This window comes from Pseudomonas sp. R3.Fl (genome assembly GCF_023516765.1).
GTDB lineage: Bacteria > Pseudomonadota > Gammaproteobacteria > Pseudomonadales > Pseudomonadaceae > Pseudomonas > Pseudomonas citronellolis.
In genome coordinates, this window is sequence record NZ_JAMGSO010000001.1 from 4440535 (window position 1) to 4452683 (window position 12149).

At 67.7% G+C, this 12149-nt stretch carries 8 protein-coding genes; all 8 read right to left on the bottom strand.

Annotation, left to right across the window (positions count from 1 at the left end; translation table 11 throughout):
* Positions 1-72 precede the first annotated feature (72 nt).
* Positions 73-1659, bottom strand: coding sequence for an urea ABC transporter permease subunit UrtB (urtB, locus tag M8R19_RS19470; RefSeq protein ID WP_249918648.1), 1587 nt, complete (start codon positions 1657-1659; stop codon positions 73-75).
* A gap of 172 nt (positions 1660-1831) precedes the next feature.
* Positions 1832-3100, bottom strand: coding sequence for an urea ABC transporter substrate-binding protein (gene urtA / locus M8R19_RS19475; protein WP_249918649.1), 1269 nt, complete (start codon positions 3098-3100; stop codon positions 1832-1834).
* Positions 3101-3373: 273 nt separating this feature from the next.
* On the bottom strand, positions 3374-3970 hold the full coding sequence (tspR, locus tag M8R19_RS19480) for a type III secretion system genes modulator TspR (protein WP_074982771.1): 597 nt from the start codon (positions 3968-3970) through the stop codon (positions 3374-3376).
* Between the two features lie 514 nt (positions 3971-4484).
* The gene (locus tag M8R19_RS19485; RefSeq protein WP_249918650.1) at positions 4485-7289 is read right to left on the bottom strand and encodes a hybrid sensor histidine kinase/response regulator; all 2805 of its coding nucleotides are present in this window, start codon (positions 7287-7289) and stop codon (positions 4485-4487) included.
* Positions 7290-7426: 137 nt separating this feature from the next.
* Positions 7427-8716, bottom strand: coding sequence for a phosphoribosylamine--glycine ligase (gene purD, locus M8R19_RS19490; RefSeq protein ID WP_249918651.1), 1290 nt, complete (start codon positions 8714-8716; stop codon positions 7427-7429).
* A gap of 220 nt (positions 8717-8936) precedes the next feature.
* Positions 8937-10544: a bifunctional phosphoribosylaminoimidazolecarboxamide formyltransferase/IMP cyclohydrolase gene (gene purH / locus M8R19_RS19495; protein ID WP_249918652.1), complete on the bottom strand. Its 1608-nt coding sequence runs from the start codon at positions 10542-10544 to the stop codon at positions 8937-8939.
* Positions 10545-10641: 97 nt separating this feature from the next.
* Complete coding sequence (fis, locus tag M8R19_RS19500) at positions 10642-10962, bottom strand: DNA-binding transcriptional regulator Fis (RefSeq protein WP_009613305.1); 321 nt, start codon at positions 10960-10962, stop codon at positions 10642-10644.
* Complete coding sequence (dusB, locus tag M8R19_RS19505; RefSeq protein WP_009613304.1) at positions 10959-11957, bottom strand: tRNA dihydrouridine synthase DusB; 999 nt, start codon at positions 11955-11957, stop codon at positions 10959-10961. Before dusB ends, fis begins: the two co-directional genes overlap by 4 nt.
* Positions 11958-12149: the final 192 nt, after the last annotated feature.

Sequence of the window (12149 nt, forward strand, 5' to 3'; positions counted from 1 at the left end):
GTTCGCGAGCAATGGCTGAGGCGCCCCCCTCGCTCCTACGAAGAGCGGTCGGTTCGGGCATTGGCGTTTTCATCAATCGATGACCCTCCCTTTCAGGGCGAACAGCCCCTGCGGGCGTTTCTGGATGAATAGGATGATCAGCGCCAGGATCAGGATCTTGCCCAGCACCGCGCCGATCTGCGGTTCGAGGATCTTGTTCGCCACGCCCAGGCCGAAGGCCGCGCAGACGCTGCCGGCCAGCTGGCCGACGCCGCCGAGCACCACCACCAGGAAGGAGTCGATGATGTAGCTCTGGCCCAGGTCCGGGCCGACGTTGCCGACCTGCGACAGGGCCACCCCGCCGAGCCCGGCGATGCCCGAGCCGAGGCCGAAGGCGAGCATGTCCACGCGCCCGGTGGGCACGCCGCAGCAGGCCGCCATGTTGCGGTTCTGCGTCACCGCGCGGACGTTCAGGCCCAGCCGCGTGCGGTTGAGCAGCAGCCAGGTGAGCGCCAGCACGAACAGGGCGAAGCCGATGATGACGATGCGGTTCCACGGCAGCACCAGGTTCGGCAGCAGTTGGACGCCGCCGGACAGCCAGGCCGGGTTGGCCACCTCGACGTTCTGCGCGCCGAACAGCACGCGCACCAGCTGGATCAGCACCAGGCTGATGCCCCAGGTGGCCAGCAGGGTTTCCAGTGGGCGGCCGTAGAGGTGGCGGATCACCGTGCGTTCCAGGGCCATGCCGATGGCCGCGGTGACGCCGAAGGCCACCGGCAGGGCCAGCAGCGGGTAGTACTCCAGCAGGCCGGGGGCGAAGCGTTGCAGCAGCGACTGCACCACGTAGGTGGAGTAGGCGCCGAGCATCAGCATCTCGCCGTGGGCCATGTTGATGACGCCGAGCAGGCCATAGGTGATGGCCAGGCCCAGGGCCGCCAGCAGCAGGATGGAGCCCAGCGACAGGCCGCTGAAGGCCTGGCCGAGCAGGTCGCCGACCATCAGCCGGCGCTTGACCTGGGCCAGGCTGGTGGCGGCGGCGGTGCGCACCTGTTCGTCGGCCTCCACGGCCGGGTCGAGCAGGTTCTGCAGGCGGGTGAGGGCCAGTGGGTCGCCGGAGTCGCCGAGCAGGCGCACGGCAGCCAGGCGTACCTGTGGGTCGGCGTCGGCCAGTTGCAGGTTGGCCAGGGCCAGTTGCAGGACGGCTTTCACCTTGTCGTCGGTTTCCGCGCCGGTGCGCAGGGCGAGCAGTTCGCGCTGCGCGGGCTTGGCGGTCTTCTGCAGCTGGCGCGCGGCTTCCAGGCGCAGCGTCGGGTCCTGCGCCACCAGCTGGTGGCTGGCCAGGGCGGTGTTGAGCAGGCCGCGCAGGCGGTTGTTCAGGCGCAGCTTGTCGGGTTCGCCGGCGGGCGGGGCGTCGCCTTCGGCGGGGCGGTACTGCTTGTCGTCGCCGAGGAGGAAGGCGTGGTTCTGGCTGTCGACGGCGAAGCGGCCGGCCTGGATGGCTTCGAGCAGCGGCAGGCGCTCGGCCTCGGGGGCGGCGGCCCAGTGTTCGAGCAGCGTGGCGCGGCCGGCGTTGTCGGCGGCGGCGAAGTCCTGCGCCGGGCCGGCTTGCGCGGGCAGGGCGAGGAAGGTGGCCAGCGCGAGGGCGCAGGTTTGCAGCAGGCGGTAGAGGGCAGTGGGCATGGTGTGGTTCCTGAGAGGCTGGCGCTTGGGCTAGAGCACCCTCTCCCCAGCCCTCTCCCTGAAGGGAGAGGGGGCCGTACGGCACGCGACCGGGAGCATGGCGCTCACTGTCGCGCGTGAGGTTGGCGTGGCGTCCCCTCTCCTGGGGAGAGGGGCTCTGGCGAGCGCCGGCTCAGTTGCTCTTCACCGCGTAGTCCGGCTTCTTGTCGTTGCCCGGGATGAACGGGCTCCAGGGCTGGGCGCGGATCGGCTCGGGGGTTTTCCAGACCACGTTGAACTGCCCGTCGTCCTGGATTTCGCCGATCATCACCGGCTTGTGCAGGTGGTGGTTGGTCTTGTCCATGGTCAGGGTGAAGCCCGAGGGCGCCTTGAAGGTCTGCCCGCCCATGGCTTCGCGGACCTTGTCGACGTCGGTGCTGCCGGCCTTCTCCACGGCCTGGGCCCACATGTGGATGCCGACGTAGGTGGCTTCCATCGGGTCGTTGGTCACGGCGGTGGAATAGTTCGGCAGGTTCTTCGCCTTGGCATAGGCCTTCCAGTCGGCGACGAACTTCTCGTTCTGCGGGTTCTTCACCGACTCGAAGTAGTTCCACGCCGCCAGGTTGCCCACCAGCGGCTTGGTGTCGATGCCGCGCAGTTCTTCCTCGCCCACCGAGAAGGCCACCACCGGCACTTCGGTGGCTTCCAGGCCCTGGTTGGCCAGTTCCTTGTAGAAGGGCACGTTGGAATCGCCGTTGACGGTGGAGATCACCGCGGTCTTGCCGCCGGCGGAGAACTTCTTGATGTCGGCGACGATGGTCTGGTAGTCGCTGTGGCCGAACGGCGTGTAGACCTCCAGGATGTCCTTGTCGGCCACGCCCTTGCTGTGCAGGAAGGCGCGCAGGATCTTGTTGGTGGTGCGCGGGTAGACGTAGTCGGTGCCGAGCAGGAAGAAGCGCTTGGCGGCGCCGCCGTCCTCGCTCATCAGGTATTCCACCGCGGGGATGGCCTGCTGGTTCGGCGCGGCGCCGGTGTAGAAGACGTTGGGCGACATTTCCTCGCCCTCGTACTGTACCGGGTAGAACAGCAGGCCGTTGAGTTCCTCGAACACCGGCAGCACGGATTTGCGCGAGACGCTGGTCCAGCAGCCGAAGACCACCGCGACCTTGTCCTGGGTCAGCAACTGGCGGGCCTTCTCGGCGAACAGCGGCCAGTTCGACGCCGGGTCGACCACCACCGGCTCCAGCTTCTTGCCGTTCACCCCGCCCTTGGCGTTGATTTCGTCGATGGTCATCAGCGCCATGTCCTTGAGCGAGGTCTCGGAGATGGCCATGGTGCCGGACAGCGAATGCAGGATGCCGACCTTGATGGTCTCGGCGGCCTGGGAGCTGAAGGGGAACAGGCCGGTGAGCAGCAGCGCGCTCACCGCCAGGGTGCTTTTCAACAGGGGACGACGTTTCATCGCGGCAGCCTCCTTGGCTTCCAGTACCTGGGAGGGTGCCGGGCGGATTCTGGGCCGTCGCCTGTGCAGCCTCCCGAAATGGGTAGGGGACCCCTGCGGGTCGGGAGGTCTATCGCAGCATCCGTGCCAAGCAGCGCAAAGCCCTGTGCCAGAAGGCCTGCGCGGGACTTTCTGCCGTTTCGGTCAGGGTTTTCGGGGCGCCATTCTGGTGCGTCGGCGTGGTGCGCGGACGATTCGCCCCCAATTGGGGCGCGCCGTCGCGTGACGCCGCGCTCAGGGCGCGGGCAGGAAGTAGCCGCGCACGCCGGTCATGATGATCTGCGCGGCCAGCGCGCAGACGAACAGGCCCATCAGCCGGCTGACGATCTGCAGGCCCTGCTCGCCGAGCATCCGCTCGATGCGGTCGGACAGGTAGAGGGTGACGCCGAGGGTGAGGCAGGCGAGGAAGATCGCCAGCAGCGCCAGCAGCTTGTCCTCCCAGTGCTGGCCGACGCCCATCACCAGCAGCGCGCCTATGGTGCCGGGGCCGACGGTGATGGGGATGGTCAGCGGGACGATGGTGACGTCCTGCTGCACGTTGTCGCTCTGCACCGCCGAGCGCCCCTGGGCCATGCCCAGGGCGGAGATGAACAGCACGCTGCCGGCGCCGATGCGGAAGGCGTCGGCGGTGATGCCGAAGAGGGTGAAGATGTAGCGCCCGAACAGGTACAGCAGCACGCTGGCGACCAGCGCCGCCAGGGCCACGCGCCAGGCCATGTGCTTGCGATCGCGCGGGGCGAAGCCGCGGCTGAGGCTGATGAAGCAGGAAAGCACGAAGAAGGGGCTGTAGAGCACCAGCATCTTCAGGTACACGCTGAACAGCACATGCATGGGGGGATCTCGTCCGGGTGAGATGGCTCTGCTGGGGCAGAAGCATAGCGGGCGGGGTGGGGGGTGGTCATTGCCTGGGGGCGGGTTTCGGTGGGGGTTGTTATTTGTAGGAGCGAGCTTGCTCGCGAAGGATGTTCACCGGTGACGTCGGTGTATTGGCCCGCCTCCTTTCCCTCTCCCCAGCCCTCTCCCTGAAGGGAGAGGGGGCCGTACGGAGTGAAGTGTGATCACGTCGCTCACTGCTACTCCGCTGTTGCCGGTGAGCGCCGATATGTCCGATGGCACGGACAGTCCCCTCTCCCTTCAGGGAGAGGGTTAGGGAGAGGGGCGAGGTCAACCCGAAACACCGTAGCCACCGGGAAACGCCGTTCGCGAGCAAGCTCGCTCCTACACCCTCCGGCAGACACAACGCCCGTAGGATGCGGTTGAGCGAAGCGATACCCATCACCGCAACCGCATGGGTTTCGCAAGCTCAACCCATCCTACGAAAAGCACCTCGGGGCAGTGATGGACGTCAGGACGGCAACGCCGCGTCGCTCTGCTGGCGCAGGCGGCGTTCGCGTTCGGCTACCCAGTAGGCCACCAGTTCGCGCAGTTGCGACAGTTCCACCGGCTTGGCCATGTGCCCGTCCATGCCGACCAGGCGGGCGCGTTCCTTGTGTTCGCTGAGGATGTGCGCGGTGAGCGCCACCACCGGGGTGTGCGGGCGGTGTTCGCTGGCTTCCCAGGCGCGCAGGCGCTCGGTGGCGGAGAAGCCGTCGAGCACCGGCATCTCGCAATCCATCAGCACCAGGTCGTACTGGGTGGCCTTCATCGCGGCCAGAGCTTCCTCGCCGTTGCTGGCGGTGTCCGGCTGCAGGTCGAGCTTGCCGAGCATGCCGCGGATGACCTTGGTGGAGATGCTGTTGTCCTCGGCCACCAGCACGCGGAAGTCGCTGGGCGGGCTCAGCGGCGCGGGTTCGGCGGCCGCCGGCAGGTAGTTGGTCACGCCGCTGGGGCCGCGCTGGGCCAGTTCGTCGGCGAGGGTGGCCTTGAGCGTGTAGCCGGCCACCGGCTTGGCCAGGATGCGCTTGATCCCGGCGTTGCGGGCGATGATCTTGCTCGGCGCGTTGCTGATGCCGGTGAGCATGATCAGCAGGATGTCGTGGTTGAGGTTGGGGTCTTCCTGGATCTTGGTCGCCAGCTGCATGCCGGTCATGCCGGGCATGTCCTGGTCGAGCAGGACCACGTCGAAGTATTCGCGCAGGTGCGCCTTGGTGCGCAGCAGGGCCAGGGCCTCCTTGCCGGAAGCCACGGCGCTGACGTTCATGCCCCAAACGCTGCACTGCTGCACCACCACCTTGCGGCAGGTCTGGTTGTCGTCCACCACCAGCAGGCGCGCGCCCTGCAGCGGGCTGTCAAGGTCGGCGGTGGGGTGTTCGAGCATGTCCTGGTCCAGCGGCAGGCTCAGCCACAGGGTGTTGCCGCTGTCGCCGCCGCTGTCCAGGCCACTTTCGATGCCCAATTGGCCGGACATCAGCTGGATCAGCTGGCGCGCGATCACCAGGCCCAGGCGGCTGCTCAGGCGGGTGGCGGAGAGGAAGTCGCGGCTGTGCAGCTCGGCGGTGAGCAGGGCCTGGCGGTCGTTGGGGTCCAGCGGGCGGCCGCTGTCCTGCACGGCGATGCGCAGGCGCGTCTTGCCCGGCGGGCCGTCGAGGGCCACCACCAAGAGGATCTCGCCTTCCTCGGTCTGCTTGAAGGCATTGTCCAGCAGGCTCAGCAGCACCTGGCGCAGGCGCGTCGGGTCGCCGCTGATCACCCGTGGCACCTGCGGCTGGGTGAAGCTGATCAGCTCGATCTTCTGCTGCTCGGCGCGCACCCGGAAGATCGCCAGGCAGTCCTCGATCAGCGCGCCCAGGTCGAACTGCACCTCGTCCAGCTCGATCTGCCCGGACTCCAGCTTGGAGATGTCGAGGATTTCGTTGATCAGCGCCAGCAGCTCGTTGCCGGCGCTGTGGATGGTCTGCACGTAGTCGCGCTGCTTGGCCGACAGCGGCGTGCCGAGCAGCAGCTCGGTCATGCCCAGCACGCCGTTCATGGGGGTGCGGATTTCGTGGCTGATCTTCGCCAGGAACTCGCCCTTGGCCTTGAGCTCGGCGCTGCTGGCGGCGCGCTTGCGGCTGGCGTCGAAGCTCTCCTGCTGCAGTTGGCGCTGGCGCTCGGCCAGGGCCAGGCTGAGCAGGAAGCCGGCCGCCGCGGTCAGCCCCAGCAGCGCACTGCCGAGCCAGTCGCTGCGCGTGGGCACGTAGCCGAGCAGGGCCGGCAGGGACAGCAGCCAGGCGCTGACGAACAGGCCGGTGGCGACGACGAACAGGCGCGCCGGGCGGTAGCCGTGGCGCATGTAGTAGGCGGCGATGAGGAACATGCCCAGGCTGGTGATCGCCACCAGGCCGTAGAGCAGCTCGCCGGTGGGGATGTCCAGGGCCAGGTACAGCAGCGCGCCGAGGCCGAGCAGGCCGAGGCTGCCCAGGGCCAGCAGGCGGCCCAGGGGGCGGCGCGGCGACTGGCCGTGGAAGAAGCTGGCGGTGTAGCCCAGGGCGCAGAACAGCACCAGCAGCAGGGCCAGCTGGGCGGTCAGCGGCTGCCAGGTCTGGTGCGTGCCGTACCAGGGGCTGAGCAGGCCGAACAGCGTCAGGCAGGCCAGCAGCAGCCCGGCGTGCACCCCGGCCAGCCACAGGCCGCTGAGCACGCGGTTGTAGGCGAAGCGCACCAGGTTGTAGAGCAGCAGCATGCCCAGGCAGCCGAGGAGGATGCCGAACTGCAGCGGGCGCTGCTGGCCGGCGGGGTATTCGGTGCTTTCCAGGCTGATGGTGGGGCGCAGGCTCTGGCTGGAGCTCAGGCGCAGGTAGAGGTCGAGGACTTCGGGGCTGCTGCGCAGCGGCAGCAGGATGTCGCTGTTGAGCAGCGGGCGCTGGCCGGGGTAGAGGTTGCCGGCCTGGCGTTCTTCCAGCAGCTGCGAGCCGTGCAGCAGGTAGAGCTGCAGGCTGTCCAGGCTCGGCGAGAACAGGCGCAGCTGGCGCGGCGCGTCGCTGGCGGGCAGGCGGTAGTGCAGCCAGATGGCGCCGGGGCCGGCGGGGGCGTGCAGGTCTTCGATGTCGAGGGGGCTGAACAGCGGGCGCAGGCGTGCGGAGAGGACGTCCTGCAACTGCAGGCGGCCTTCGCCGTCGTGCAACTGCGACCAACCGCCGGCATCCTGCGCCTGGGCGAGGCCCGGGCCGGCGAGCAGGGCGGTCAGCAGCAGGCAGACCAGGAGTCCTGTGGCGTTCCAGAGCCGGCGCACGGCGAATTCCCTTCGGTGGAGAGTGGCCGGATTATAGCCAAGTGCCGACGGGCCCGAAATCCACCCGGGCCCGCACATGGCCGCCTGCCGACCGCAGGTCGGAAAAAGCGGGCGCAAAGGCAGCGCCCGCCGGCCTTTCAGCCTTCGCCGCGTTCGCGGGCGATGGCACGGTAGCCGATGTCCTTGCGGTAGAAGCAGCCGTTCCAGCGGATCTGCTCCGCCAGGCGGTAGGCCTGCTGCTGCGCCGAGGACACGCTCGGGCCGATGGCGGTGGCGCAGAGCACGCGGCCGCCGGAGGTGACGACCTGGCCGTCCTTCAGCGCGGTGCCGGCATGGAACACCTTGCCGTCGAGCTTGGCGGCTTCGGCCAGGCCTTCGATGACGTCGCCCTTGGCGTAGTCGCCCGGGTAGCCGCCGGCGGCCAGCACCACGCCCACTGTCGGGCGCGGGTCCCAGGTGGCCTCGACCTTGTCCAGCGCCTTGGCCAGGGCGGCCTCGACCAGCAGGACCAGGGAGGACTCCAGGCGGACCATGATCGGCTGGGTTTCCGGGTCGCCGAAGCGGCAGTTGAACTCGATGACCTTGGGCGCGCCGCTCTTGTCGATCATCAGGCCGGCGTAGAGGAAGCCGGTGTAGACGTTGCCTTCCTCGGCCATGCCGCGCACGGTCGGGTAGATGACTTCGTCCATCACCCGCTGGTGCACCTCGGGGGTGACCACCGGGGCCGGCGAGTAGGCGCCCATGCCGCCGGTGTTGGGGCCAGTGTCGGCGTCGCCGACGCGCTTGTGGTCCTGGCTGGTGGCCATGGGCAGCACGTTCTGGCCGTCGACCATGACGATGAAGCTGGCTTCCTCGCCGTCGAGGAACTCCTCGATCACCACGCGCGAACCGGCGTCGCCGAAGGCGTTGCCGGCGAGCATGTCGCGCACGGCTTCCTCGGCTTCTTCCAGGGTCATGGCGACGATCACGCCCTTGCCCGCGGCCAGACCGTCGGCCTTGATCACGATGGGCGCGCCTTTCTCCTTCAGGTAGGCCAGGGCCGGCTCGACTTCGGTGAAGTTCTGGTAGTCGGCGGTGGGGATCTTGTGGCGGGCCAGGAAGTCCTTGGTGAAGGCCTTGGAGCCTTCCAACTGGGCCGCGCCCTTGGTCGGGCCGAAGATGTCCAGGCCGCGCGAACGGAACAGGTCGACCACGCCGGCGACCAGCGGCGCCTCGGGGCCGACGATGGTCAGTTGCACGTTCTTCGCGGCGAAGTCGGCCAGCTGCTCCAGGGCCAGCACGTCGATGGCGACGTTCTCGCACTTGGGCTCGGTGGCGGTGCCGGCGTTGCCCGGGGCGACGAAGACCTTCGCCACGCGCGGGTCCTGGGCGACCTTCCAGGCCAGGGCGTGTTCACGGCCGCCGCTGCCAATCACTAATACGTTCATTGCTATAACCCTGTGTTGGGCTGGAGGCTGAAGGCTGGAGGCTGGACGAGGGTGCCGCTTTTTCGTCCAGCTCCAGCCTTCAGCCTCCAGCGGCTTTTACGATCAGTGATCGAAAATGACACATGCCGGCGAAGACCATTGCCAATCATCAATAGCCCCGTCCTGGGCTGAAGGCTGGCGCTTTTCCGTCCAGCCTCCAGCCTCCAGCGGCTTTTTACGATCAGTGCCTGAAGTGGCGCATGCCGGTGAAGACCATCGCGATGCCGGCTTCGTCGGCCGCCGCGATGACTTCGTTGTCACGCATCGAGCCGCCCGGCTGGATCACCGCGGTGATGCCGGCCTTGGCCGCGTTGTCGATGCCGTCGCGGAACGGGAAGAAGGCGTCCGAGGCCATGACCGCGCCTTTCACTTCCAGGCCGGCGTGTTCGGCCTTGATGGCGGCGATGCGCGCGGAGTTCACGCGGCTCATCTGGCCGGCGCCGACACCGACGGTCTGGCGGTGCCTGGCGTAGACGATGGCGTTGGATTTGACGAACTTGGCCACTTTCCAGGCGAAGATCAGGTCGTGGATTTCCTGCTCGCTGGGCGCGCGCTGGGTGACGATCTTCAGGTCCGCCTCGGTGATCATGCCGATGTCGCGGCTCTGTACCAGCAGGCCGCCGTTGACACGCTTGAAGTCCCAGCCCGGGGCGCGCTCGGCCGGCCACTCGCCGCACTCCAGCAGGCGCACGTTGGCCTTGGCGGCGACCACGGCGCGGGCGGCGGCGGAGACTTTCGGGGCGATGATGACTTCGACGAACTGGCGCTCGACGATGGCCTGGGCGGTGTCGCCGTCCAGCTCGCGGTTGAAGGCGATGATGCCGCCGAAGGCCGACTCGGTGTCGGTGGCGTAGGCCAGGTCGTAGGCCTTGCGGATGCCGCCCTCGTTCTCCGGGACCACGGCCACGCCGCACGGGTTGGCGTGCTTGACGATGACGCAGGCCGGCTTGACGAAGCTCTTCACGCATTCCAGCGCGGCGTCGGTGTCGGCCACGTTGTTGAACGACAGTTCCTTGCCCTGCAGCTGCACGGCGGTGGAGACGCTGGCCTCGCCCTTCTTCGCCTCGACGTAGAAGGCCGCGCTCTGGTGCGGGTTCTCGCCGTAGCGCATTTCCTGGGCCTTGATGAACTGGCTGTTGAAGGTGCGCGGGAAGGCGCCGCGGCCTTCGGTGGAGAGGGTGTCGCGCGCCTGGTCGATGGTGCCCAGGTAGTTGGCGATCATGCCGTCGTAGGCGGCGGTGTGCTCGAAGGCCTTCAGGGCCAGGTCGAAGCGCTGGGCATAGGTCAGGCCGCCGGCCTTCAGGGCCGCGACCACGCCGGCGTAGTCACCGGCGTTGACCACGATGGCGACGTCCTTGTGGTTCTTCGCCGCGCTGCGGACCATGGTCGGGCCGCCGATGTCGATGTTCTCGATGGCGGTCGGCAGGTCGCAGTCGGCCTTGGCCACGGTGGCCTCGAAGGGGTACAGGTTGACCGCCACCAGGTCGATCGGCTTGATGCCGTGCTCGGCCATCACCGCGCCGTCGATGTCGCGACGGCCGAGGATGCCGCCGTGCACCTTCGGGTGCAGGGTCTTGACGCGGCCGTCCATCATTTCCGGGAAGCCGGTGTAGTCGGCCACTTCCACGGCGGCGATGGCGTTGTCCTTGAGCAGCTTGTAGGTGCCGCCGGTGGAGAGGATCTCCACGCCGAGGGCGACCAGCTCGCGGGCGAAGTCGACGACGCCGGTCTTGTCGGAGACGCTGATCAGCGCGCGGCGGATGGGCTGGCGGAGGGAGTGGTCGGTCATAACGGTTCCATCTGATGAGGATAAGAGCGCTGGAGGCTGGAGGCTGGACGAGGGGCGCTTTTTCGTCCGGCCTTCAGCCTTTAGCCTCCAGCGGCTTTTAGAGGAGGTCGTACTGCTTGAGTTTCTTGCGCAGGGTGCCGCGGTTCAGTCCGAGCAGCTCCGACGCCTTGGTCTGGTTACCCTTGACGTGGTCCATCACGGTTTCCAGCAGCGGTGCCTCCACTTCGCAGAGCACCATGTTGTACACGTCCGTGACCGGCTGCCCATCGAGGTGGGCGAAGTAGTTGCGCAGTGCCTTCTCGACGCTGTCGCGCAGGGTATGGCCTTCCTGCGTCGGCGTGTTCAGGTGCTGTTTGAGGTTCGCGTTGTCGCTCACGGGTGTCATTCCACTCACTAAAGTCTCGGTCATCGTTGTCATGCGGCCACCCCTTTTCCGTTGTCGTGGCGCTCGGCGAAGAACTGCCTGACGCTGGCGCTCTGTGCATCCGTGTTCTGCAAACGATTGAACTGGGCGCGGAACTCCGCCGCCCCCGGTAACGTCGCCAGGTACCAGCCCACGTGCTTGCGGGCGATGCGGACACCCAGCTCTTCCCCATAGAAGGCATGCAAGGCGGCCAGGTGCTCCAGCAAAATGCTTTCCACCTCGGCCAGGGACGGCGCCGGCAAGGTCTCGCCGGTGCTCAGGTAGTGCTCGATCTCACGGAATATCCACGGCCGGCCCTGGGCGGCGCGGCCGATCAGCAAGGCGTCGGCGCCGGTGTGCTGGAGCACCTGGCGGGCCTTCTGCGGCGAGGTGATGTCGCCATTGGCGAACACCGGGATGGACACCGCCTGCTTGATCGCGGCGATGGTTTCGTATTCGGCGTCGCCGGTGTACAGGTCGGCGCGGGTGCGGCCGTGCACGGCCAGGGCCTGGATGCCCGACTGCTCGGCGATGCGCGCGACGTTCACGCCGTTGCGGTTGTCGCGGTCCCAGCCGGTGCGGATTTTCAGCGTCACGGGCACTTCGACGGCGGCCACCACGGCCTCGAGGATCTCGGCCACCAGCTTCTCGTCGCGCAGCAGCGCGGAGCCGGCGGCCTTGTTGCAGACCTTCTTGGCCGGGCAGCCCATGTTGATGTCGATGATCTGCGCGCCCAGCTCGACGTTGGCGCGGGCGGCCTCGGCGAGCATCTGCGGGTCGCCGCCGGCTATCTGCACCGAACGCGGCTGGTCCTCGCCGTCATGCACCAGGCGCAGGCGCGACTTGCGGCTGTTCCACAGGCGCACGTCGCTGGTGACCATCTCCGAGACCACCATGCCGGCGCCGAGGCGGCGGCACAGCTGGCGGAACGGGCGATCGGTGACGCCGGCCATGGGAGCCAGGATCAGTCTGTTGGGCAGTGTGTAAGAGCCGATGCGAACCACCGACATCGCTTCCCTGTTATGGGGCGTAATCGCTGTACGCTCCCGCGGGTCGAGGACTCGGGGAGGGTCGGCGAGAGGCCACCGGTGCTTGCAAAAAAGGGAGGGCATGATACCCGCTCTCGATGACCGGATAAAGGCGATTTTGGATAAATTCTGAACAGCCGCCGGCTTATTGCCTGGGGTTGGAAGACGAGCGGA

Excerpts from the sequence above, each read along its gene's own strand:
- urtB (WP_249918648.1), bottom strand. The coding sequence starts at position 1,659 with ATGCCCACTGCCCTCTACCGCCTGCTGCAAACCTGCGCCCTCGCGCTG.
- urtA (WP_249918649.1), bottom strand. The coding sequence starts at position 3,100 with ATGAAACGTCGTCCCCTGTTGAAAAGCACCCTGGCGGTGAGCGCGCTG.
- tspR (WP_074982771.1), bottom strand. The coding sequence starts at position 3,970 with ATGCATGTGCTGTTCAGCGTGTACCTGAAGATGCTGGTGCTCTACAGC.
- purD (WP_249918651.1), bottom strand. The coding sequence starts at position 8,716 with ATGAACGTATTAGTGATTGGCAGCGGCGGCCGTGAACACGCCCTGGCC.
- purH (WP_249918652.1), bottom strand. The coding sequence starts at position 10,544 with ATGACCGACCACTCCCTCCGCCAGCCCATCCGCCGCGCGCTGATCAGC.
- fis (WP_009613305.1), bottom strand. The coding sequence starts at position 10,962 with ATGACAACGATGACCGAGACTTTAGTGAGTGGAATGACACCCGTGAGC.
- dusB (WP_009613304.1), bottom strand. The coding sequence starts at position 11,957 with ATGTCGGTGGTTCGCATCGGCTCTTACACACTGCCCAACAGACTGATC.